21 protein-coding genes are annotated in these 23,150 nt (G+C 44.5%); 16 read left to right on the top strand and 5 right to left on the bottom strand.

Annotation, left to right across the window (positions count from 1 at the left end; translation table 11 throughout):
* Positions 1–456 precede the first annotated feature (456 nt).
* From D1B31_RS00640 to D1B31_RS00660, 5 genes are all read left to right on the top strand, one after another.
* The gene (locus D1B31_RS00640; RefSeq protein ID WP_118918826.1) at positions 457–2,103 is read left to right on the top strand and encodes a peptide ABC transporter substrate-binding protein; all 1,647 of its coding nucleotides are present in this window, start codon (positions 457–459) and stop codon (positions 2,101–2,103) included.
* 267 nt (positions 2,104–2,370) lie between these two features.
* Positions 2,371–3,306, top strand: a complete 936-nt coding sequence (locus tag D1B31_RS00645) for an ABC transporter permease (protein WP_118918827.1) — start codon at positions 2,371–2,373, stop codon at positions 3,304–3,306.
* A gap of 3 nt (positions 3,307–3,309) precedes the next feature.
* Positions 3,310–4,224 carry an ABC transporter permease gene (locus D1B31_RS00650; RefSeq protein ID WP_118918828.1) on the top strand — a complete coding sequence of 305 codons (915 nt, stop codon included), beginning with the start codon at positions 3,310–3,312 and terminating at the stop codon, positions 4,222–4,224.
* A 13-nt stretch (positions 4,225–4,237) separates the two neighbouring features.
* On the top strand, positions 4,238–5,305 hold the full coding sequence (locus D1B31_RS00655; protein ID WP_118918829.1) for an ABC transporter ATP-binding protein: 1,068 nt from the start codon (positions 4,238–4,240) through the stop codon (positions 5,303–5,305).
* Positions 5,306–6,238 (top strand): ABC transporter ATP-binding protein, encoded by a 933-nt coding sequence (locus D1B31_RS00660; RefSeq protein ID WP_118918830.1) that lies wholly within the window; start codon positions 5,306–5,308, stop codon positions 6,236–6,238.
* A 205-nt stretch (positions 6,239–6,443) separates the two neighbouring features.
* Here D1B31_RS00660 and D1B31_RS00665 read toward each other — a convergent pair whose 3' ends face one another.
* Entirely contained in the window at positions 6,444–6,626 is a 183-nt protein-coding gene (locus tag D1B31_RS00665) for a hypothetical protein (protein ID WP_118918831.1), read from the bottom strand.
* Between the two features lie 560 nt (positions 6,627–7,186).
* Between D1B31_RS00665 and spxA the strand changes: the two genes are divergently transcribed.
* The 5 genes from spxA to pepF all read left to right on the top strand — a co-directional run bounded on the left by spxA (position 7,187) and on the right by pepF (position 13,623).
* The gene (gene spxA / locus D1B31_RS00670) at positions 7,187–7,582 is read left to right on the top strand and encodes a transcriptional regulator SpxA (protein ID WP_118918832.1); all 396 of its coding nucleotides are present in this window, start codon (positions 7,187–7,189) and stop codon (positions 7,580–7,582) included.
* Between the two features lie 381 nt (positions 7,583–7,963).
* Positions 7,964–8,623 (top strand): adaptor protein MecA, encoded by a 660-nt coding sequence (gene mecA, locus D1B31_RS00675; protein ID WP_118918833.1) that lies wholly within the window; start codon positions 7,964–7,966, stop codon positions 8,621–8,623.
* A 195-nt stretch (positions 8,624–8,818) separates the two neighbouring features.
* Positions 8,819–10,330 (top strand): cardiolipin synthase, encoded by a 1,512-nt coding sequence (cls, locus tag D1B31_RS00680; RefSeq protein WP_118918834.1) that lies wholly within the window; start codon positions 8,819–8,821, stop codon positions 10,328–10,330.
* A 143-nt stretch (positions 10,331–10,473) separates the two neighbouring features.
* On the top strand, positions 10,474–11,652 hold the full coding sequence (locus D1B31_RS00685; RefSeq protein ID WP_158587384.1) for a competence protein CoiA: 1,179 nt from the start codon (positions 10,474–10,476) through the stop codon (positions 11,650–11,652).
* 153 nt (positions 11,653–11,805) lie between these two features.
* Positions 11,806–13,623: an oligoendopeptidase F gene (pepF, locus tag D1B31_RS00690; RefSeq protein WP_118918836.1), complete on the top strand. Its 1,818-nt coding sequence runs from the start codon at positions 11,806–11,808 to the stop codon at positions 13,621–13,623.
* A 644-nt stretch (positions 13,624–14,267) separates the two neighbouring features.
* Here the strand turns inward: pepF and D1B31_RS00695 are convergent.
* From D1B31_RS00695 to D1B31_RS00705, 3 genes are all read right to left on the bottom strand, one after another.
* Positions 14,268–15,134, bottom strand: a complete 867-nt coding sequence (locus tag D1B31_RS00695; protein WP_118918837.1) for a ClpXP adapter SpxH family protein — start codon at positions 15,132–15,134, stop codon at positions 14,268–14,270.
* Positions 15,131–15,538 (bottom strand): globin domain-containing protein, encoded by a 408-nt coding sequence (locus tag D1B31_RS00700; RefSeq protein WP_118918838.1) that lies wholly within the window; start codon positions 15,536–15,538, stop codon positions 15,131–15,133. The genes D1B31_RS00695 and D1B31_RS00700 overlap by 4 nt, the downstream gene beginning before the upstream one ends.
* A gap of 146 nt (positions 15,539–15,684) precedes the next feature.
* On the bottom strand, positions 15,685–16,263 hold the full coding sequence (locus D1B31_RS00705) for a CYTH domain-containing protein (RefSeq protein ID WP_118918839.1): 579 nt from the start codon (positions 16,261–16,263) through the stop codon (positions 15,685–15,687).
* 118 nt (positions 16,264–16,381) lie between these two features.
* On the opposite strand from D1B31_RS00705, the gene D1B31_RS00710 reads away from it, so the two are divergent.
* The 4 genes from D1B31_RS00710 (at position 16,382) to D1B31_RS00725 (ending at position 19,334) form a co-directional block, all read left to right on the top strand.
* Positions 16,382–16,741 (top strand): UPF0738 family protein, encoded by a 360-nt coding sequence (locus D1B31_RS00710; RefSeq protein WP_118918840.1) that lies wholly within the window; start codon positions 16,382–16,384, stop codon positions 16,739–16,741.
* A gap of 43 nt (positions 16,742–16,784) precedes the next feature.
* The gene (gene yjbM / locus D1B31_RS00715) at positions 16,785–17,414 is read left to right on the top strand and encodes a GTP diphosphokinase (RefSeq protein WP_118918841.1); all 630 of its coding nucleotides are present in this window, start codon (positions 16,785–16,787) and stop codon (positions 17,412–17,414) included.
* Positions 17,415–17,480: 66 nt separating this feature from the next.
* The gene (locus D1B31_RS00720) at positions 17,481–18,281 is read left to right on the top strand and encodes an NAD kinase (RefSeq protein ID WP_118918842.1); all 801 of its coding nucleotides are present in this window, start codon (positions 17,481–17,483) and stop codon (positions 18,279–18,281) included.
* A gap of 144 nt (positions 18,282–18,425) precedes the next feature.
* Positions 18,426–19,334 (top strand): RluA family pseudouridine synthase, encoded by a 909-nt coding sequence (locus D1B31_RS00725; protein ID WP_118918843.1) that lies wholly within the window; start codon positions 18,426–18,428, stop codon positions 19,332–19,334.
* 917 nt (positions 19,335–20,251) lie between these two features.
* On the opposite strand, the gene prpE is transcribed toward D1B31_RS00725, so the two are convergent.
* On the bottom strand, positions 20,252–20,995 hold the full coding sequence (gene prpE, locus D1B31_RS00730) for a bis(5'-nucleosyl)-tetraphosphatase PrpE (RefSeq protein ID WP_118918844.1): 744 nt from the start codon (positions 20,993–20,995) through the stop codon (positions 20,252–20,254).
* A 227-nt stretch (positions 20,996–21,222) separates the two neighbouring features.
* On the opposite strand from prpE, the gene fabI reads away from it, so the two are divergent.
* Both fabI and D1B31_RS00740 read left to right on the top strand, forming a co-directional pair.
* The gene (fabI, locus tag D1B31_RS00735; RefSeq protein ID WP_118918845.1) at positions 21,223–21,993 is read left to right on the top strand and encodes an enoyl-ACP reductase FabI; all 771 of its coding nucleotides are present in this window, start codon (positions 21,223–21,225) and stop codon (positions 21,991–21,993) included.
* Positions 21,994–22,133: 140 nt separating this feature from the next.
* Complete coding sequence (locus D1B31_RS00740) at positions 22,134–22,949, top strand: hypothetical protein (RefSeq protein ID WP_118918846.1); 816 nt, start codon at positions 22,134–22,136, stop codon at positions 22,947–22,949.
* Positions 22,950–23,150: the final 201 nt, after the last annotated feature.

A 23,150-nucleotide genomic window follows, 5' to 3' on the forward strand; every position in this document is an offset into this window, starting at 1 on the left:
GAAAGCTATTGCAAAAGCAAGTGAATCATTGTAATGAAAGGTAAAAATACAGGATCCTCGAAACTGAAAACCCATTGATACGAGTATGCCAATAGGATAACTATTTTGCAATAATGTATAAGTGAGTTAATTTCATGCTTGCATTACCGATTTAAACTATTTATAATAAACGTAACAAACGATAACTTTACGGAATTGTCACAATTATTACATTTGTGTGCATCGCAGCCGGAGCATCTAAAAAAGCCGGTTTATAACTATGGAGATTCAACAATCTGCAAAGCTATAAAGTTGCTTTTTTTTATTGCTTTTTTAATAGTCTGCTTATTTCTTTTACGCTGAATTGTCAGATTATTAAATTATTACATCCGGTGTAAACAATTGTATGACTAGGGTAGACAATTTCTAGTTATGAGTTTGGGGTAAAAATTAAAGTAATTTAGGGGGGTAAAAATCGTGAAGAAAAGACTTTCGATCTTTTTTAGCATGCTTCTAGTAATGAGTATGTTCCTTGCAGCGTGCAGCGGCGGTAATAACGCCAACACTGACAAGAAAGACGGCAAAGATGGCGGGAAAAAATCGGACGTGCCACAGGAAATGCGGGTTAATATCAACTCCGAGCCATTCTCCCTTCATCCTGGGCTGGCTAACGATTCCACTTCAGGCGGCGTTCTGCTTCAAACTTTTGAAGGCCTGACACGTATTGACAAGGATGGCAAGCCACAGCCTGCAATGGCTGAAGATATCGAGGTTTCCGATGACTTGACACAGTATACGTTCAAGCTCCGTGACGCAAAATGGACGAACGGCGATCCTGTTAAGGCTTCTGATTTCGTTTATGCCTGGAGATGGGCAATTGACCCGGCCAACCAATCACAGTATGCTTACCAGCTTTACTATGTGAAGGGCGGACAGGCAATCAACGAAGGAAAAGCTAAGCCTGAAACTCTTGGCGTTGAAGCAAAAGACGACAAGACACTTGTCGTAACGCTTGAAAACCCGACTCCATATTTCCTTGAGTTGACTGCTTTCTACACGTACTTCCCTGTAAACGAGAAAGTAGCAACAGCAAATGACAAATGGTATACAGAAGCTGGCGATGATTATGTATCCAACGGTCCTTTCAAAATGACTGAATGGGCTCACCAGGACAAAATCGTTATTGAAAAGAACGAAGACTACTGGGATGCAGGCGCTGTCAGCCTGACGAAAGTCGAAATGTACATGATCAATGATCCAAACACTGAACTATCCATGTTTGACAACGGCGAGCTTGATTGGGCTGGTTCTCCGTTCGGCACACTTCCAACAGACGCACTTAAGCAGTTGAAGGATGCCGGCAACCTGAATATCAAACCAATCGCTGGTACTTACTGGTACAAGTTCCAGACTGAAAAGCCGCCATTGAACAACAAGAACATCCGTAAGGCGCTTGCCTACGCGATTAACCGCCAGGCTGTAGTTGAGAATATTACACAGGGTGGACAAATTCCTGCGATGGCGATCGTACCGCCTTCCATGATTTCAGAGAATGAAAAAGGTTATTTCAGCGACAATGATGTTGCAAAAGCGAAAGAATTCCTGGAAACAGGTCTGAAGGAACTTGGTTACAAAGATGTAAAAGAGCTTCCTCCAATCACTTTGTCCTACAATACTTCTGAAGCACACCAAAAGATTGCCCAGGCAATCCAGGATATGTGGGTGAAAGAGCTTGGCGTTGAGGTAACTCTTGATAACGCTGAGTGGGCAGTTTACATCGACAAAATGCATAAGGGAGATTACATGGTTGGACGTATGGGCTGGCTTGGCGACTTCAACGACCCAATCAACTTCCTTGAAATCTACCGTGACAAACTTGGCGGTAACAACGATACTTTCTGGGAAAGCGCAGAGTATAAGCAGCTTCTGATCGATTCTCAGAAAGAAGGCGATGCGAACAAGCGTCTTGAAATGCTGAAACAAGCTGAAGCAATCTTCATGGACGATATGCCTGCAGCGCCAATTTACTTCTACACGAACGTTTGGGTTAAGAGTGACAAACTAAAGGATGTAGTTGTATCCGGTCTCGGCGATGTCCAGCTGAAGTGGGCTAAATTCGAGTAAAAACAGAATAAAAAGCATAATATTTTGAGGCAGGTATATGGGGTCGTTCCCATATACCTTCCTTTCTGAATTCGGGTATATTTGAAAAATATTCTGAAGTATAGAAAAATTTTAGGCATTCTTTCAAAGACTTGGCGATTGAATGCCAAGTTTTTCTAACTTTCAGAGTTTTTAGAAAATACATACCAATTCTGTGTGAGGCGACTAAATAACTGGCGACAGTCGGATTTTAGAGAAGCCTATGAGCAAACAATGGAGGTGGGCACTATGGTTAGATACATCATTCGAAGGTTACTATTTATGCTGCTTTCTCTTTTCCTTATCATTACGGCGACGTTCTTCCTGATGAGACTTGCGCCTGGAAACCCGTTTACATCTGAAAAGCAATTGCCCGCAGAGATAGAGAAAGCATTGAACGAACACTACGGATTGGATCAGCCTTGGTACATCCAATACGGAGAATATTTAGGAAGAATCGCGCAATGGGATTTTGGTCCATCATTTAAATACAAAGCGCGCACAGTCAATGATTTAATTGAAACAGGCTTTCCTGTTTCCCTCGCCCTGGGCCTTGAAGCAATTTTTATTTCTGTTTCTTTAGGAGTACTTTTGGGGATTATTGCCGCCTTGAGGCATAATAAATGGCAGGATTACGGGGCCATGATTTTTGCGGTAATGGGGATTTCGGTCCCGTCATTCATTATGGCTTCAGTACTACAATATATTTTTGCAATTAAACTGCAAATCCTTCCGGTTGCGAGATGGGATTCGTTTACACATACGATTTTGCCTGCGTTAGCACTTGCTTCCACTCCAATGGCTTTTATTGCGCGATTAACTCGGTCAAGTATGCTTGAGGTCATGGCGAATGATTACATCCGGACAGCGAAAGCGAAAGGCCTGAGCGAGAGAGTTATCACGGTCAAGCATGCAATCCGGAATGCCTTGCTGCCTGTCGTTACGTATCTTGGACCGCTCTCAGCGAGCGTTATTACAGGAAGTTTTGTTATTGAAAAAATCTTTGGTATTCCCGGACTAGGGAATCACTTTGTAACATCGATCACCAACCGCGATTATACAGTTATCATGGGTGTTACCGTATTCTTCAGTATCATCCTGCTGATGGCTATTCTCCTAGTCGACATCGCGTATGGCTTAATAGATCCGCGAATTAAACTGGCTGGCGGAAAGAAAGGAGAATAAACAATGCAGATACCTAAAGAGAAATTCCAGATTGTTGGTTCTAGAGCTTCAGAAGCTGAACAAATCTCAAAGCCTAGCCTTTCATTCTGGAAAGATGTTGTCATTCGCTTCCGAAAAAACAAGCTTGCCATGTTCGGGATTGTTCTCCTGATTCTTTTGATTTTTATGGCAATCTTTGGACCATATATGACTGAGCATGATTATCGGACAAATAATCTTATGAATACAAACAAAGCACCGAGCAGTGAGCACTGGTTCGGAACAGATGACCTCGGCCGGGATGTATTTGCCCGTACGTGGGAGGGTGCCCGTATTTCCTTGTTCATTGGGGTTGCGGCTGCTCTTGTTGACTTTTTTATTGGGGTTTTCTATGGTGGTCTCGCTGGTTATAAAGGCGGACGCACAGATGATTTGATGATGCGGATAGCGGATATCCTGTGGGGAGTTCCTTATTTGCTTCTTGTAATCTTATTGATGGTTGTTTTAGGACAAGGTGTGGGGACAATGATTCTGGCCATGACCATAACGGGCTGGATCAACATGTCACGAATAGTCCGTGGACAAGTACTTTCTCTAAAGAACCAGGAGTTTGTTCTGGCTTCAAGGACATTGGGAGCAGATTTGCCGCGCATTATGAGCAAGCACCTGATTCCTAATACAATGGGGCCGATTTTGGTCACGATGACCCTGTCGATTCCATCCGCAATTTTTACGGAATCCTTCCTTAGTTATTTGGGGCTTGGATTGACACCTCCGCTTGCAAGTTGGGGGACAATGGCATCCGATGGGCTTCCGGCGCTGAAATATTATCCATGGCGGTTATTTTTCCCGGCTACGTTCATCTGTTTGACCATTTTCGCATTCAACGTAATCGGTGATGGATTGCGTGACGCATTAGATCCAAGACTTCGGAAATAAGGGGGAATGAGAAATGACAAAATTACTTGAAGTAAAAAACCTGGAAGTCTCATTCCAGACCTATGGCGGTGAAGTAAGGGCAGTCCGCGGGGTCAGTTTTGACCTAAATAAAGGTGAGACTCTAGCAATCGTAGGTGAATCAGGTTCAGGGAAAAGTGTAACGGCCCAGACGATTATGAAGCTGATTCCAATGCCTCCTGGCAAAATTAAGGGCGGGCAGGTTATCTTTAACGGCGAAGACATCGTACCTAAAAAAGAGCGCCAAATGGAAAAAATACGCGGAAAAGAAATCAGCATGATTTTCCAGGACCCGATGACTTCCCTAAACCCAACGATGAAGATTGGGCGCCAAATCATGGAAGGTCTTATTAAACACCAGAACATGAGCACGGCGGCTGCAAAAGAACGGGCAGTAGAAATGCTCCGTCTTGTTGGAATTCCGATGCCTGAGAGACGTGTCAACCAGTATCCACACGAATTCTCCGGCGGTATGAGGCAGCGTGCGATGATTGCCATTGCACTTGCGGCAAATCCTCAGCTTTTGATTGCCGACGAGCCGACAACAGCGCTTGACGTAACGATTCAGGCACAGATTCTTGATCTGATGAAGGATCTCCAAAGCAAAATGGACACATCGATTATTTTTATTACGCACGATTTAGGTGTTGTAGCAAACGTAGCTGACAGGGTCGTTGTCATGTACGCTGGTCAAATTGTGGAAATGGGAACGGTAGATGAAATTTTCTATGACCCGCGCCATCCATATACGTGGGGATTGCTGGCTTCTATGCCAAGCCTGGACAGTGATGATAAATCCGATTTGGCAGCTATTCCGGGAACACCGCCAGATTTGACCAATCCTCCACAGGGAGATGCCTTTGCGGCAAGGAATCCGTATGCAATGGCGATTGATTTTGAGGAAGAACCACCGCTTTTCCAGATTTCGGAGACTCATTTTGCCAGAACATGGCTTCTCCATCCGGATGCGCCGAAGGTTGAGCCGCCTGAAGCAGTAAAGAAGCGTATGAGGAAACTTGCCTCTGCATTCGATGAGCCAAAGCTCGTCAAGGAGGGGATATAAATGGCTGAAAAACTGGTAGAGATTAAAAACCTGAAACAGCACTTCAATGTCGGCCGTCCCAATATGGTCAAAGCTGTTGACGGGATAACTTTCGATATTTATAAAGGTGAAACACTTGGGCTTGTTGGAGAATCCGGCTGCGGAAAGTCGACGACAGGCCGTACGATTATCCGTCTCTATGATGCAACGGATGGACAAGTTTTATTTAATGGTGTAGATGTCCACGGCCATAAATCAGCAAAGAAGCTGAAAGAATTCAATCGGAAAATGCAAATGATTTTCCAAGACCCGTATGCTTCACTGAATCCGCGTATGACCGTTGCAGACATCATCGCGGAGGGCATTGATATACACGGACTCGCCAAAAACAGAAAGCAGCGGATGGAGCGTGTATATGATCTGCTGGAAACAGTAGGTCTTAATAAAGAGCACGCCAACCGTTATCCTCATGAGTTTTCCGGCGGGCAGAGGCAGCGGATCGGGATTGCCCGCGCTCTTGCGGTAGAGCCTGATTTTATCATTGCGGACGAACCAATTTCCGCGCTGGATGTTTCCATTCAGGCCCAGGTTGTCAACCTGATGAAGAAGCTTCAGAGGGAAAAAGGACTAACATACTTATTCATCGCCCATGACTTGTCGATGGTAAAATATATTAGCGACAGAATCGGTGTCATGTATTATGGGAAGCTGGTTGAGCTTGCACCAGCAGAAGAGCTTTACAAGAACCCGCTTCACCCTTATACCCAGTCCCTTCTATCTGCGATTCCACTGCCTGACCCGGACAGCGAACGGACGCGTAAAAGGAAAGCCTATGATCCGAATACCCATAACTATGGTGAAAATGAAGAAGTTGAAATGCGGGAAATTTCCCCTGGACACTTCGTGTATTGTTCGCTAAAAGAATTTGAACAATACAAAGCACAGTACAAATAAAAACTGCGGACGAATAAACCGCAAAACCCAAAACGGCCCTTGGATTTACAAGGGCCGTTTTTGTGGGTTGGGAAAAAGATTTGTCTTAAAATATAAGGTTAATTTTAACTATGTAGGTAGAAGCGGAGGGCCGGAGTGGAAATCAACAACTCTGCAAAAATAAAAGCTGCGGTTCCTTTTGGAAACACGCAGCCACTCTAGACATTTATTTCTTTCCGCCGATTTCCTTCCAGCCGGAAACAAACTTCGAAGCTTGATCAGTAAATTGGGTTCTGTTTTTTCGGCCGAAAACATTCTCACCAATCCCGTTTGTGATGACACCCATTAAAGCCGTAATACCTACAACTAATATCGTAACTATAGCCAAATCCATCAAATACTCACCCATTATCGCCTTACCGCCCCTTTCTCCTAAAACGCTAATCAACCTCTCTATAACTCTATTCTAAAAGAAAACGAACAATATGGAAAGGAAAAGAATCACAAATAAACAAAACTTGAAAACGCTAACAAAATACGAAGGCTTTTTTTCAATAAAAAAATTTAATTGAGAAAAACATAAAAATTCCACGAATAAAGGTTTAAGGTGACAGAGAGCGGGTATAAACTTATATGTTTTAAATTTTGCCACTATACGTACATAAATACCCAGCCAAAGGCGAACTATATAGTAAATATAGAGGTGATTTGCTGAAAAATAAAAAAGTTTTGATAGAATGAAACTTTTTCTTCCTTGTTTCGTCTTATAAGTGGACTGGCAAAAATGAAGCCGTGTGAGTTGGGAAAATTATTATTTTCAAAAAGCAATACCTATTTGCGTCATTTTGTAGTATAATAGATAATAGATATTACTTATTTAAAGTTATTTTAATTAACCATCATTTCCATAGTATTCTCATTAAAAATCCCTATAGATGGCCTTATTTTTAGAAGGAGTGTGATTAACTTATGGTAACGCTATACACTTCACCAAGTTGCACATCATGCAGAAAAGCAAAATCATGGTTGGAAGAACATGAAATTCCATACACGGAGCGCAATATTTTTTCTGAGCCTCTATCCATTGAGGAAATCAAGGAAATCTTGAGGATGACAGAGGATGGTACAGATGAGATTATATCCACACGTTCTAAGACATTCCAAAAACTGGATGTCAATTTGGAAGCGATGCCTCTACAGAACTTGTTCGAACTGATCAAGGACAACCCGGGGCTTTTGCGCCGTCCAATTATTCTGGATGAAAAAAGGCTTCAAGTTGGTTATAACGAAGATGAAATTCGCCGCTTCCTGCCAAGGAAGGTCAGGACTTTCCAACTTCGCGAAGCCCAGCGCCTTGTCAATTAATATTCAACCGGGCCTCCGCACATAGTGGGGGTCTTTTTCCTCTTTCTTTATTCATCCATAAATACTTCCAACAAATTTCCCATATTTAGAATATTGTTATTTGGACAAGCTTTTGGTACACTATAAAGAAACCCTGAAAAGCGTCCAGCTTTCATTTTACTATTAATGTGTCAGTGCCGGCCTTCATGCAGGGGCGGGCATTCGCTCATTTTTTCGGAATTGGCATCTTTTATTTCCCTATTTTCTTTATTTATCATAAAATAAAGGTACAAGGCGAAAGCCGGAATAAACGGTTAAGTTCAGGGTAATAGATAAATAAATCATCATCTGCATGGGGGTAATCAGTCCCTTCACTCTTGCTGCCGGAAGGGAGAGTTAAAAATGGAGATTGAACGGATTAATGAAAATACTGTCAAGTTTTACATCTCTTATATAGATATAGAAGAAAGAGGCTTCGACCGTGAAGAAATCTGGTATAACCGAGAGCGGAGCGAGGAACTCTTCTGGGAAATGATGGACGAAATCCACCAAGAGGAAGAGTTTGTTGTAGAAGGCCCATTATGGATTCAAGTACAGGCGCTGGATAAAGGGCTTGAAGTCCTCGTCACAAAAGCCCAGTTGTCCAAAGATGGACAAAAGTTCGAATTGCCGGTTCCAAATGACAAGCTGAAGGATGAGCCTGTCGATGAACATATTGAGGAAATGCTGGATCATCATTTTACACCTGGGAATGAGGATCATTCGGAGGACAATGAAATACTGGACTTCCTTTTATCTTTCCGCGACTTCGAAGACCTCATTCAGCTCTCAAAACGCGGTGGGCTCGACGAAATAACAACCAGGCTGTTCCACTATGAAAACAGATACTATCTTTATGTTGAGTTTCCGGAAGAACAGTTTGAAGAAGAAAAAATTGATGATTTATTAAGCGTCCTTCTTGAATACGGGGAAGAGAGTCAATTGACAATCCACCGTCTTGAAGAATACGGTAAGGAGATCATCGCCAACGACGTTTTCTCGGAAATTTGCAAACACTTTTAATCAAGAGCCGATTTCGAGGCGATATGCGCCTAAAGAAATCGGCTTTTTTGTTGTAAAAATACAATAGGAGAATAATGAGCATCTTTCCTTTTTCTATGAAATGACAGGCCATTATGGCATGATGGAGGGAGCAGCAACAACTTTACGGAACTTATTTCATCTTGGTTCGTATTGTAGAATAACGGCGGTGATAAAGTGAAAAATACGGTAAGGGTATTATTATTTTTATTGATTTTGACAGGGGCCATTTTCATTTTTCGTGAAAACCTTGAATCAGAGTTGTTTCGCATATTCAGTTTAATCATTACCTTTTCGGTCTTTTTTATCGGGCTGGTCATTTTCCTCGAGAACAGGCATCCGACTCAAACCATTACTTGGCTAGTTGTTCTTGGAAGTTTTCCGTTACTAGGCTTTATCTTTTATATTTTATTTGGGAGGAACTATAAGAAAGAACGCATTTTTCGCAAAAAGTACTTCCTGGATAAGCAGGCTTTTTTAACAGTGGAAGGGGAAGCAAATGAAATTCCGGCGAACCGGCAATCAAAATATGCGGGCCAGCAGCAAAAATTAGTTACCCTTGCCCAGCGCCTGGGGAATAGCCCGATCTCCTTCACGACAGAAACAAAGACTTTGGCCAATGGCAGTGAAACGTTTGAGCATATTCTACAGGAACTGAAAAAAGCGAAGCACCATATCCATCTCGAATATTACATTGTTCGGGACGATGAAATTGGCAAGGAAATCAAGTCGATTTTATGCAGGAAAGCCCGGGACGGTGTCGAAGTCAGATTTATGTTTGACGCAGTTGGTTCCTGGCAGCTCTCGAAGAAATATGTTGCAGATTTAAGGAAGGCCGGGGTTGAGGCTGTACCATTCGGGCCAGTTAAGCTCCCGTTTTTAAACAATAAATTTAACTTCCGGAATCATCGCAAAATTATCGTCATTGATGGAATGACCGGGTTTGTCGGCGGATTGAATATAGGTGACGAATATTTAGGCAGGAACAAAAAAATCGGTTTTTGGCGGGATACACATTTAATGCTGAAAGGAGATGCAGTCCGTTCGCTTCAGCTTATCTTTCTCCAGGACTGGTATTATATGACGAATAAAAGCCTGCTGACAGAAGAGTACTTTCCCCATGTTCCAGCCGGCAGGGATTTGGGGGGCGTCCAGCTGATTGCCGGCGGGCCAGACAACGAATGGACGGCCATAAAAAAGATTTTCTTCTCCATGATTACATCTGCCCAAAAATCCGTTTGGATCGCTTCTCCGTATTTCATCCCTGATGAAGATATAAAATCGGCTTTACAGATAGCAGCCCTCAGCGGTATTGATGTCCGGATTCTTATGCCGAACAAACCGGACAAACGGATTGTTTTTCATGCCTCAAGGTCCTATTTCCCCGATCTTCTAGAGGCAGGTGTGAAAATCTACGAATATCAACATGGCTTTATGCACAGCAAAATTGTCATTGTTGACAGTGAACTGGCCTCAATCGGTACTTCGAACATGGATATGAGAAGCTTTCACCTTAACTTTGAGGTGAACGCCTTCCTATACAGGACGGAAAGTACACGTAAACTTGTGAATGAATATGTAAATGATATAAAGGATTCGAAGAGGCTGGAGCTGGAAAGTTTCGGAAAACGCCATATCGGCTACCGGCTCCTTGAATCGACATCGCGGCTCATGTCGCCGCTTTTATAACAAGAAAAACTGCCCGGGATACTTCCGGGCTTTTTCTTTGGAATCCTCACGATATTGACACATTTTTCGATCGTTTGTTAAAGGACTGGCGTTGTCGTTTGGAGAATTCCTTTTTTGAAAGTTAAAAAAGGAGAGGATTGCATGTGTTAACGGCGAACACGAAAAAAGGCGACAAAATATGCCTTGCCAACGAATATACCCGGGCTACGCTTGAATATTGGCGAAGGTCCGAGGAGTTTTTTTGTCCGATGTGCGGCGGGAGGCTCATGATCAAGCTTGGTGAAAAGCGCATCTTCCATTTCTCCCACATGAGCGCGGCCTGTTTAGAGAGCAATTTTGAAAAGGAATCAGCCTATCATCTTGCGGGAAAAAAGAAACTTTTTCAATGGCTCGTGCGTCAGAATATCCCTGCAGCTGTCGAGCAATATGACCCGCGGATCCGCCAGCGCCCCGACATCACCTTCCAATACGAAAACCGCTGCTACGCCCTCGAATTTCAATGTAGTACGATTCCAGAGAACTTGTTCATAAAACGGACGGAAAATTACCTGCAGGCTAACTACATCCCCTTATGGATTCTCGGTGGAAGCCGTGTCCCGGCCCACATTGGCGGTACCGTCACACTATCTGGTTTTGATTACTTATTTCTCCAGAGCTCTTCCGGATCTCCAGGCGTAATCCCTTACTTCTGCCCCGAACTCGGTTTGTTTTCTTTCATCCAAAACCCAATGCCCTGCTCAACTGCAAAAGCTTTTGCCAGCATCAAAAAAATCCCACTCCATCAAGTGAGTTTGAATAGTTTGCTTTCTCCATCCCTTTCTGGGAGTCTGGATTTGAACCAATGGCAAAAAAGCCTTGAAAGAAGCAAACTTGCGATTGGTGGAAACCCAAAGTCAGCGTATAAACCGTTCTTAAGTGAACTGTACAACGCTGGTCTAAATGTGTTCCTGCTTCCCCCGGAAATTGGCCTGCCTGGCTACTTCGCTCCTGCTATCTCGACATTCCCTGTTATTTGGCAAACGTATATATACCTTGATCTACTGGCAAAAAAAGAGCCGGGGAGTCTTCTATCAACTGGGGAAGCGGCTGCAGGTATTTACAGGCGTGTGGAAAAGGGCAACATCGGTTTAAGGAGGCTGCCGCTTGCAAAAGAGATGTCTGTTGAAAAAGCAGCAGGCGAATATTTGGAGATGCTCGCAGCGTTTGGTGTGCTCGCACAGCGAGGGGAGAGGGAGTTTCTTTTGCAAAAGGAACTGGCATTCCCGAAAAACAATGCCGAACAGAGTTCGATGGCTGAAGCATTCTATAGAAAGTACAAATAGGGCTTAATAATTTTCAAAGTTTGCTTTTTTCGCTGGAAAGAGGGAAACGATAGGTATAGGTGATTTTAAGAAATATGAAGGAATTTTCATGAAAAAGGAGAATAGTATTAATGGTATTGCTTCGTAAACCGAAATGTCGAATGGAGGATGAAAATGGCAAATGAATCAGCAGTAAAAAAATTGCCTGCACGCGATGAGGTGCTTGTTGAACAAACATGGCGCTTGGAAGATATTTTTGAGACAGATGATGCTTGGGAGAAAGAATTCCAGGCTGTGCAGGATTCGATTCCAGGAATGAGTGAGTATCGGGGCAAGTTGGGGGATAGCGCTGACAGCCTTTACAGCTGCCTCCAGGAGCAGGACCGCCTGCTTGAAAGGCTGGGGAAACTGTATACATATTCCCATATGCGGTACGACCAGGATACCGGAAATTCATTCTACCAAGGCCTGGACAGCAGGATGAAGGCACTTTACTCCCAGGCAGCAAGCCAGCTCGCGTATATCGTTCCGGAAATCCTTTCAACGGACGAGGGGAAAATCAAAGCGTTTTTGGAGGAAAAGCCGGAACTGAAGCTTTATGAGCATGCGTTAGAGGAAATTAACCTGCAAAGGCCGCACATTCTGTCCGCTGAGCAGGAATCGCTGCTTGCGGAAGCAGGCGAAGTGATGGCAGCCTCGTCCAATACGTTCGGGATGCTGAATAACGCGGATCTTGAATTCCCGACGATCAAAGATGAGAACGGGGAAGAAGTGGAGGTCACACACGGCCGCTATTCACGATTCCTTGAAAGCTCTGACCCAAGGGTCCGACGCGACGCTTTTAAAGCCGTTTACGAGACGTACGGCAAGTTCAGGAATACATTCTCCAGCACACTTGGGGGCCAAGTGAAGAAGGATAACTTCAATGCAAGAGTGAGGAACTATAAGTCGGCCCGCCATGCCGCACTGTCTGCGAATAATATTCCGGAAAGTGTGTACGACAACCTTGTCAATACAATCAATGACAACCTAGGGCTGCTCCACCGCTACGTGAAGCTGCGTAAAAAGGTTCTTGGCGTCAATGAGCTTCATATGTATGACTTGTATGCGCCGCTTGTGAAAGACGTCAAGATGGAGATTGAATATGATGAAGCAAGGGAGCTTGTGTTGAAGGGGCTTGCGCCGCTCGGCGAAGAGTATCAAAGCATCCTGAAGGAAGGCTTTGATAACCGCTGGGTCGATGTCCATGAAAACAGGGGCAAACGGAGCGGGGCTTATTCCTCCGGAGCATATGGGACGAATCCATATATCCTGATGAACTGGCAAAACAATGTGAATAACCTGTTTACGCTCGCCCATGAATTCGGGCATTCGGTCCACAGCTATTACACAAGGAAGAACCAGCCTTATCCATATGGAAACTACAGCATTTTCGTGGCGGAGGTCGCATCCACGTGCAACGAAGCCCTTCTGAACGACTATTTGCTAAAGACCATTGATGATGAACAAAAACGCCTGTACTTGCTGAATCATTTCTTGGAAGGCCTTAGGGCTACGGTATTCCGCCAGACGATGTTCGCAGAGTTTGAACACCTGATCCACGAGAAGGCTCAAAATAACGAGGCTTTGACTGCAGAATCGCTGACAAGCGATTACTACGACTTGAATAAAAAATATTTTGGCGGCAAAGACATTGTTATTGATGAGGAAATCGGGCTTGAGTGGTCCCGAATCCCGCATTTCTATTACAATTATTATGTGTATCAATATGCGACCGGCTACAGCGCCGCGACCGCATTGAGCAGGCAAATTCTTGAGGAAGGGCAGCCGGCCGTCAGCCGCTACCTCGACTTCCTCAAAGCAGGAAGCTCAGACTACCCAATCGAAGTACTTAAAAAAGCCGGCGTCGACATGACCAGCCCAAAACCAATCGAAGACGCCTGCAAAGCCTTCGAAAAAGCACTCGGAGAAATGGAACAACTGCTCAGCTAAGCGAAAAGTTGTGGAGATTGTAAAAATAAAAGTGCCTAGCACCCTGGCGGGACAATAAATGTCCCAGGTGGGTGCCAGGTGCTTTTTATACTTTGCATTAAAACCCCCTGAAACGGTTTCGCTGGTTCAAGGATGAGAAAATAAAAAAGATGGACAAAAACAGCAGGGGGGCACTAAAAAGAAGCGGGAAAATATTCATCAGACCAAGTAGGTTCATAAAGAAAGAAAATACCAACAATAAGATGAGAATCGGAAACCGCAGGCCGTTCAATATGCAATCCTCCTATCTGAAAACCTCTTTTTACATCTTATTAATCTGTTGTTTAAATGATGAGCCAATCTAGAGACAGACCTTTTATAAATTGGAGATCATTAAAATACAAAAGATATGACAATATTGTGAAACAAAGCACAAACTAGTTGAAATGCCTCTCTTTTCCGTGGTATATTCTATACGTGAAGTTGATCACAACAAACATATACCCCTTTGTTTGAAACCGTGAAAAATTTCTCCCATCCCCTTTGTTCGTATTATATAGAAAAATGCCCTGCCGCAGCGGGGCATTTTTCATTTTTAGCAGAAAAAAGCCACCCTGTCCGTCATTGGACAGGGTGGCTTCATTTATCCATTCATCAAAAACATTCTAATTAATGTATCTCCAGAAAGTACCGTATTTTGCCGGAACTTGTTCGACTTTTTGTTTCAACAGCAGCTTTTTCATTTCCGTGTTTACTTGCTGAGGAGATAGATCGTAAACAACGGCTATTTCTTTTGAAGCAACAAGCTGGAAAAATTTCATGAATGATTCCAACGAGGGAGGCGCCGATTGCTTCGGTTCCTCAGGAAGCATTTCCTGCAGTACCTGGACATATACTTCATATGGGTAATATCCCGCGATTTTAATACCTTCTTCTTCTGCATTTTCATTGAAAAAGACAAGTGTCGGTATTTCATCAACTTCCATTTCAGCAGTGATTTTCAAATCTTGCTGAAATGCCTTTGCAGCACTCTCCGAATGGATATCAGTAATGAATTCCTCTACATCAAGCCCTATTGCCCGGGCGCATTCCTTTAATACCTCGAAGCTAGAAATGTTCTTTTTCTCTAAAAACAGCATTTCCTGGAGCCTGCGCAAAAAACGTGCACCGCGCTTTCTTCCTTGCAGTTCGGCAGCCTTTACAGCAATCGATGCAATATAAGGCGAAATGACCGGATTCTCTTCCCATAAGGAGGCGTCACAGGACATCCCCGACCGGCTGGCTGTCTTTTCCCACATTTCGGCGATATTTTCAAACCGTTTCTTCTTTCCCAAGTTCAGCATCGTCAATTTTCCGCTTAACACTGGTTTCATTGAAAAGTAACGGCCATATTCAATTTTCAGCTTTTTCATAATCGGCTCCAAAGCCCAGCACTCAGGGCATAACGGATCGATAAATATATAAATTTCTAATGGCTTTTTTTCCGGGCCGTGGCAATGGTGGGCAAAAAGCCGCTTTTCTTGTTCCATCATTCTGCTTCACCTGTCGTTTGGTTGTCTTCAGGAGTGTTGATCATATGCTGGGCTGTCAGAACAAGCCTTGCATAAAATTCCTCGCGCAAGCCACCTTCAAGCCCAACCTGATCCATTGCCTGGCTCATGCATGAAAGCCATGCCCTTGCCCGGGAAGGAGTAATTGGAAATGGCAAATGCCTGGCGCGCATCATTGGGTGGCCGTGCTCTTCCGTATAAAGGGAGGGGCCGCCCAGGTATTGTGTAAGAAATTGCTTCTGCTTCCTGGCAACTTCTGAAAGATCATTGGGAAAAATGGGAGAAAGCTCAGGATGCTGTCCAACCAGTCCATAAAAAGCATCGACAAGCCGATGCAATGTTTCTTTCCCGAGCGCCTCATAAGGCGTAGGCAATTTCCCGGTCATGTTGACAACTCCTTTGAGTGTGTTTGCTTTATTTTAGCAATGCCCTATTTATATCTCAAATAAATCGCCTTACAGAAGGAAGCGAACAACCATCAATAACCATTAGTCTACGCAAAAAAACCAACGTGATGCATGAAGCACGTGCCTCACTGTTCAAGTTTTCTTGTGTAAAAGCGTTGGATTTTGTTTGGCGTTTTTCTTATGGGTATACCAAGACGGCCAAGCAGTGATTCGAATAGTTGTTTTCCGATGTGGTAGTCCTCGACTTCGTATTCGAGTTCATAATCCTCGGTATCAAGGTAAGTGCTATGATCAAGGACTAGCAGGCCGTTTTCATAGGATACTTCAGCTCTCGTTGTGGCGAGAGACCCGAAAAAGGCTAGTTCGTGAAAGTGCACCCCCATTTTCCTAACTTGAGAGGCTACGCCGCCTTCAGGAAGCAATCCTTGCCTAAGCGCTTTTTCGGCTTCTTTTGCTGAAATGATCTGGTCGGTTTCAAGCAGTCCTACATCGTGCGGCTGTTTCAGTGTCAGTATATACTTGCCGCTTTTTTCGCGTATTCTAAGCGCTGCTCCAAGTTCTTTCAGCGAGAAGGCTGGGGTATCAAAATAATGGTTTACCTGGCGCCTGAACGCACCTGGTGCAATGCCGAATTCTTTGGCTACCAGTTCAAATTCGTCCTTTTCCAAAAGGTTTTTAAATTCGATTTCGATGTTCTGATTCATATGTCCCATCTCCTTTACGTGTAGACTATTATCCAGCCTTTTTTCGCCGGTTGCAATTTTTGGGGGAATTGCCTCAATTATGCTAAAATAGGGAAGTGAATGTTGGAGGTTGATTTTTGTGAAAAAGAAATTAAATGTAACCACTTCAGAAATAGTAAACAATGAATGTATTCTAAAACCTAGTGAAAATGCAGAAGGACTTATTCCGAAAGGGCAGATGCTTGTTGATTCTGATAATCTTTCATTTGTGTACTTAATGGAGCATCAGGATGAATACATTTACATACTGCTTCCGGAAGTCGTCTGGAGCGACTTGAAAAAGTGTCTTGACAATCATTTGCCTGTTCATTTGGAAACAGAGAATGGCCGGATTGAATTGACTGGGTTCCATGAAGAACTCGGTTATCTGGCAGAAAACATTAAAGGCAACGGCAACTATGGCGAAGACATGGTTGCCAAAGTAGAAATCATATTTTAACAAGTGAATATTTTTAATTAGCCGGCCGGGGGTGTACGAATATATGAAGAACTGGGATCAATTTCTCGCGCCTTATAAGCAGGCTGTCGATGAATTGAAGGTAAAATTAAAAGGAATGAGACGCCAGTACGAACTCGATTCAAACCCTTCCCCGATTGAATTTGTAACAGGAAGGGTAAAACCAATCCCGAGCATTTTGGATAAAGCCCAGCAAAAAGAAATTCCGCTTGATAAGCTGGAGGAAGAAATGCAGGATATCGCCGGGCTTCGGCTCATGTGCCAATTTGTCGATGATATCTGGAAGGTCGTCAAAATGCTGCGAAACCGCAAAGATTTTGAAATCGTTGAGGAGCGCGACTACATTTCGTATAAAAAAACAAGCGGATACCGGTCTTACCACGTTGTCATCCGCTATCCAGTCGAGACGATTTATGGTGAAAAAAAGATTCTTGCGGAAATCCAGATCAGGACGCTGGCCATGAACTTCTGGGCAACCATTGAACACTCCTTAAACTACAAGTATAGCGGCCAGTTCCCCGAGACGATAAAAAACCGCCTGCAACGCGCGGCCGAGGCCGCTTTCAGGCTTGATGAAGAAATGTCGACTATCCGGGGAGAGATTCAGGAAGCCCAAGCTTTTTTTACAAGAAAAAAGGAATCAAATCCTGATTAGAACAGGAAAACGGGTATAGGATAAGCATGTTTCCAGATGGATTTGAGGACAAGGAGCGCGCCGACCATGAAATTTGCGATTACGACAAAGGGTGACCAAAAATCGAATACGCTGATGCATAAAATGAGGACCTATCTTCTCGATTTCGACCTTGTTTATGATGAAGACCAACCGGACATCGTTATTTCAATTGGCGGTGATGGAACGCTGCTCTATGCCTTTCACCGCTACAGCAGCCGGCTCGATAAGACGGCCTTTGTAGGTGTGCACACCGGGCACCTCGGTTTTTATGCGGACTGGGTTCCTGAGGAAATCGAGAAGCTCGTCATTGCCATCGCGAAAACGCCATACCAGGTGATTGAATATCCGCTCCTCGAAGTGATTATTCGCTACCAGCATGGCGGAAAGGAATCCCGCTACCTCGCTTTGAACGAATCGACGGTTAAAGGGCTGGAAGGGACACTGGTTATGGACGTTGATATCCGCGGCCAGCATTTTGAACGATTCCGCGGGGATGGACTGTGCGTTTCAACCCCATCCGGCAGTACCGCCTACAACAAAGCGCTGGGCGGGGCGATCATTCATCCGTCCATTGAAGCGATTCAGCTTGCCGAAATGGCGTCAATCAATAACCGGGTCTTCCGGACAATCGGCTCGCCTCTCATTTTGCCGGCCCACCACACGTGCATGCTGAAACCGGTGAACCGGACGGATTTTGAGGTGACCATCGACCATTTAACGATGCTTCACAAAGAGGTGAAATCCATCCAGTTCAGAGTCCCAGATGAGAAAGTAAGGTTCGCCCGTTTCAGGCCATTTCCGTTCTGGAAAAGGGTCCACGACTCGTTTATTTCGGATTCGGACTGATGTGATTGGGCAGGTGGTTGTGTAGGCTGGAAGTGGAGAGCGTAAGAATTCAGCTTTTCAGATACTTTTGGCAAAATTGGCCACTGCACCGGGCTCGGAACGAATTATGGACGCATACCGTTGAGAAAATAGAGGTAACTTACTATGGCTTCAAACCGCTTTATGATGCAGTGGAAAATAGACGGCGCTGATTCCGGCAAAATGGTCAGGGAATTTTTGAAAGAGAACGAAATTAGTTCTACCGCTGTGACGGATATAAAATTCAAGGGCGGAAGCATCCGGGTAAATTCTTGTGATGTAACCGTCCGTTACAGACTTTCGGAAGGGGAACTATTAGAGGTCTTTTTTCCGGAAGAGGAGCCATCTCCCGGGTTACAGGGCGAGCCAATCCAGCTGGACATTGTCTATGAGGACGACTATCTGCTTGTCATCAACAAGCCAGCTGTGATGAATACGATTCCTTCGCGCGAACATCCCTCGGGCAGCCTTGCAAACGGACTAATGGGCTACTATGAAAAAATCGGCCTGAAAGCGACGTCCCATATCGTGACAAGACTGGACCGCGACACATCTGGGCTTGTTCTCGTTGCCAAGCACCGCCATGTCCACCATCTCCTCAGCAAACAGCAAAAAACAGGCGAAGTGGAGCGGGAATATGACGCTTTTGCAGAAGGTGAATTTTCAATTTCTAGCGGCACCATCAGGGAGCCAATCGGCAGAAAATCGGACAGCATTATTGAACGGGAGGTTCGATCTAACGGCCAGTACGCCTGCACGCATTATACTGTTGTAAAGGGTTACCGGCCGTTTACCCATGTCAGGCTAAGGCTTGAAACCGGCCGTACCCACCAGATTCGCGTTCATTTGGCTTATATCGGCCATCCGCTTCTTGGTGATGATTTGTATGGCGGCGATGTTTCTTTGATTGCCCAGCAGGCTTTACACTGCCGGAAAATAAGCTTTTTTCACCCGTTTCGAGGTAGAGAGCTTTCATTTGAAGTGCCGCTCCCTGAGGATATGGCGGAGGTTTTGGCGAAATATAAAGCCGATTAATGGACGTTATTATTAGCAAAATAAAAAACAGTTTTATAAGAGAACCGGCTGCTTCTGCGCAACCGGTTTTTGTCGTTAGGGGGTCATTAATAGTGATATGCGACAAGGAATCTGTAAAAAGTGGGTTTGATGTCGCATAAGGCTGTGCTATGCGACAAGGGTTCCGTAAAAAGTGGGTTTGTAGTCGCATAAGGCTGTGCTATGCGACAAGGATTCATTTAAAAATGGATTTGTTGTCGCATAAGCCAGTACTATGCGACAAGGATTCATTAAAAAGCGGGTTTGATGTCGCATAAGGCTGTGGTATGCGACAAGGATTCCATAAAAAGTGGGTTTGATGTCGCATAAGGCTGTGGTATGCGACAAGGATTCATTAAAAAGCGTGTTTGATGTCGCATAAAGCTGTGCTATGCGACAAGGGTTCCGTAAAAAGTGGGTTTGATGTCGCATAAGCCAGTGCTATGCGACAAGGATTCCGTAAAAAGTGGGTTTGATGTCGCATAAGGCTGTGCTATGCGACAAGGATTCCATAAAAAGTGGGTTTGATGTCGCATAAGCCAGTGCTATGCGACAAGGATTCATTAAAAAGTGGGTTTGATGTCGCATAAGCCAGTGCTATGCGACAAGGATTCATTAAAAAGTGGGTTTGATGTCGCATAAGGCTGTGGTATGCGACAAGGGTTCCGTAAAAAGCGGGTTTGATGTCGCATAAAGCTGTGGTATGCGACAAGGGTTCCGTAAAAAGTGGGTTTGATGTCGCATAAGGCTGTGCTATGCGACAAGGATTCCGTAAAAAGTGGGTTTGATGTCGCATAAGGCTGTGCTATGCGACAAAGATTCACTTAAAAATGTGTTTGTTGTCGCATAAGCCTCCGATAACCCGTGGATAGATACTTTTGACATCAACAGCCAGCAAGTCAATCCGGAAAACTCTTAAACTTCTCCGCAACATAAGGCATCGAGGATGGAACGGACACAAGTTCCATTTCTGGATAACGCAATGCCGTCAGCTTTCCGCCAAACACAGCCCCGGTATCAATGTTGTATGTGTTATTTATTACCCGCGGTTCGCTAACCGGGGTGTGTCCGTAAACAATAATTGGCTTACCGGGATGCTTAAGGGCCCAATCCCTCCTGACCGGCGTACCGTCAGGATTCGTTCCTCCGGTAATATCTCCATAGAGGACAAATGTTTTGACCTTGGCGGAACTTTTGCCAATATAGTCATGGCGGATTCCAGCATGGGCAATGACAAGTTTGCCGCCATCGAGCACCTGATAAAGGGGAGCCTGCTCGTAAAGCTCAATAAACCGCTCTTTCACCAATTGCCGCGCCTTTTGGTCCGACGCCTCATACTCTGCCACAGTGGTCTCGAGTCCGTGCGAAATTTGTACATTATTGCCGAGGAAATATCTGTACAATTTATTGCAATGGTTCCCGGGAGAATAGAAAGCCACTTTTCTCTTAATAACAAGCTCCCATACGAAATGGACCGTTTTCAAGGAATCTGGTCCTCTGTCCGTCAAGTCGCCTAAAAAGGCTAATCTTCGGCCGTGTGGATGAACTGAAATGCCTTCATTCCAATCGAAGCCTAGCTTTTTTGTGAGTTGTTCGAATTCGCTGAAACAGCCGTGGATGTCACCAATAATATCGATTTTCATTTTCAAGCCTCCAAATGGTATATAAATTACAATATTTTGGAAAAATGACTAACGAAGCTGCAAAAATCTATGAATGAAACCAAAAAAGTTATCGGAAACATTCGTAATTTACCCTATCGCCATAGGAGATATGACAAATGTCATCCTCAATGCTTTTCATTTTGAAAAAGTTAGTGTACAATTAGTACCAACTACTAATAACATGTAATAACAGGGGGATCTCTATAATGAGTTTATCATTAAAAGGAAAAACTTATGTAGTCATGGGAGTTGCAAATAAACGAAGCATTGCATGGGGAATTGCCCGGTCGCTTCATAACTCCGGTGCGCGTCTAATCTTTACATACGCTGGTGAGCGCTTAGGTGATTCAGTCCGTGAACTGGCTGGATCGCTTGAAGCGGAAGGAACGATGGTGCTTCCTTGCGATATCACTTCCGATGAACAAATCAAGGAATGCTTCGACAAAATCAGAGCCGAAGTCGGCACAATCAACGGTATCGCTCACTGCATTGCTTTTGCCAAAAAGGAAGAGCTTAACGGTGAATACTTGAACACAACACGGGATGGCTTCTTGCTCGCCCAAAATATTTCTGCTTACTCGCTAACTGCGGTTGCGAAGGAAGCACGTGATATGATGGCAGAGGGCGGCAGCATCGTAACGATGACCTACCTCGGTGGCGAGCGCGCAATCCCGAACTACAATGTCATGGGAGTTGCAAAGGCGTCGCTTGATGCAAGCGTGCGTTACTTGGCGGCCGACCTTGGGAAGGACAATATCCGTGTCAACTCAATTTCCGCAGGCCCTATTCGGACACTGTCTGCAAAAGGCGTTAGCGATTTTAACAATATCCTTAAAGTTATCGAGGAAAAAGCTCCGCTTCGCCGCGCAACGACAACGGAAGAAGTCGGCGACACTGCAGTATTCCTATTCAGCGATATGTCACGCGGTATCACCGGCGAAAACATTCACGTCGACTCCGGCTTCCATATCCTATAAATGCCAACAAGACCCGCCTTCCAACAAAGGCGGGTTCTTTTTTGCGAAATGGGCCCTTACCTAGTGGGTTAACCACTCAATCCTCATCTGCATACAAATAGGTAGTAGAGGTGCCTAATGAATTGAAAAGAGGGATGAGGATGGATAAACAAAAAAATGGCCCGAAACCAATGCTATATATTGTCCAGCCTGATTTTCCAAGAGGTTCCCTGCAAATGCAGGACCATTTTATCTGGAGAAAAAGGAAAGGAAAAAAGAGTGCTGAAGATAGAACGGATATTCAGCCACAGAGTAGCGAAGCCGACAAACAAACCGAAGTAATTGCCGCCCTTGAATTATCGAGCCAAACGGAACTGGTTAAAGCGGAGGATAATCTGGTACAGGAGCTCCCCCAGGCGGAACTGGAGATCGAGGAAGAAGTAACTGCCATCAAAGAACAAGAAGCTTCCTTAATGGCTACATCCATGATTGAAGTAGAAATCGCCGGGCACGAAGACGGCAGCCTTCAGCTTGATGCAAGCACGGAAGAAAAAGTTGCGGACGAACCAATCGCTATGGCAGATGGAGACCAGGAGGAGGAGAAAAAGCAGGTCCAATCCGCACTTGTTCAATACTTCCTGAAGCGGATGAACGAGAAAAATATTCAGCCGGTTGATACGTTGGCCACGGCGCCGGAAGAAATGGAGGAAGCATCGCCAATCCTCGACAGCGCGCCTCCTCCAAAACAAGAAACCACTGTCTCAGATGAGGAGGCCAGAAAAATATGGCGGACGGTTACGAGGCTAGCTCGCTATCCGCATTTTCTCGAACGGCCGCAAGTTACCGCGGTTGTAGGCGGAGAGACGATGACGTTCCAGGTGGAAAGCAAACGAGGCGACAAAATCAGGATCAAAACCGGCAATAAAATGAGTATCATTCCTATTGAAGAAATTAGCGATATTCAAATTCAGTTTTAACAGGAAAGAGCTGCCCATAACAACGGCAGCTCTTTTCAATAGACTAGGTTTTCTGATGGTCAAATAAAGCTTTATGGCGCATAAGATGGAACGAAGGAAAGCACATTCCCTGGCCATGAGGCGAACGAAGGCCAAATTGCGCCCTTGTCAATCACTTAGCTATACCAATAATCCACGCAAAAAAAAAAGACTGTTTCGGTT

The organism is Neobacillus notoginsengisoli (assembly GCF_003515685.1).
Lineage (GTDB): Bacteria > Bacillota > Bacilli > Bacillales > Cytobacillaceae > Bacillus_D > Bacillus_D notoginsengisoli.

Coding starts and splice junctions, on each gene's coding strand:
- D1B31_RS00645 (WP_118918827.1), top strand. CDS start 2,371: ATGGTTAGATACATCATTCGAAGGTTACTATTTATGCTGCTTTCTCTT.
- D1B31_RS00650 (WP_118918828.1), top strand. CDS start 3,310: ATGCAGATACCTAAAGAGAAATTCCAGATTGTTGGTTCTAGAGCTTCA.
- D1B31_RS00655 (WP_118918829.1), top strand. CDS start 4,238: ATGACAAAATTACTTGAAGTAAAAAACCTGGAAGTCTCATTCCAGACC.
- D1B31_RS00660 (WP_118918830.1), top strand. CDS start 5,306: ATGGCTGAAAAACTGGTAGAGATTAAAAACCTGAAACAGCACTTCAAT.
- D1B31_RS00665 (WP_118918831.1), bottom strand. CDS start 6,626: ATGGGTGAGTATTTGATGGATTTGGCTATAGTTACGATATTAGTTGTA.
- spxA (WP_118918832.1), top strand. CDS start 7,187: ATGGTAACGCTATACACTTCACCAAGTTGCACATCATGCAGAAAAGCA.
- mecA (WP_118918833.1), top strand. CDS start 7,964: ATGGAGATTGAACGGATTAATGAAAATACTGTCAAGTTTTACATCTCT.
- pepF (WP_118918836.1), top strand. CDS start 11,806: ATGGCAAATGAATCAGCAGTAAAAAAATTGCCTGCACGCGATGAGGTG.
- D1B31_RS00695 (WP_118918837.1), bottom strand. CDS start 15,134: ATGATGGAACAAGAAAAGCGGCTTTTTGCCCACCATTGCCACGGCCCG.
- D1B31_RS00700 (WP_118918838.1), bottom strand. CDS start 15,538: ATGACCGGGAAATTGCCTACGCCTTATGAGGCGCTCGGGAAAGAAACA.
- D1B31_RS00705 (WP_118918839.1), bottom strand. CDS start 16,263: ATGAATCAGAACATCGAAATCGAATTTAAAAACCTTTTGGAAAAGGAC.
- yjbM (WP_118918841.1), top strand. CDS start 16,785: ATGAAGAACTGGGATCAATTTCTCGCGCCTTATAAGCAGGCTGTCGAT.
- D1B31_RS00720 (WP_118918842.1), top strand. CDS start 17,481: ATGAAATTTGCGATTACGACAAAGGGTGACCAAAAATCGAATACGCTG.
- D1B31_RS00725 (WP_118918843.1), top strand. CDS start 18,426: ATGGCTTCAAACCGCTTTATGATGCAGTGGAAAATAGACGGCGCTGAT.
- prpE (WP_118918844.1), bottom strand. CDS start 20,995: ATGAAAATCGATATTATTGGTGACATCCACGGCTGTTTCAGCGAATTC.
- fabI (WP_118918845.1), top strand. CDS start 21,223: ATGAGTTTATCATTAAAAGGAAAAACTTATGTAGTCATGGGAGTTGCA.
- D1B31_RS00740 (WP_118918846.1), top strand. CDS start 22,134: ATGGATAAACAAAAAAATGGCCCGAAACCAATGCTATATATTGTCCAG.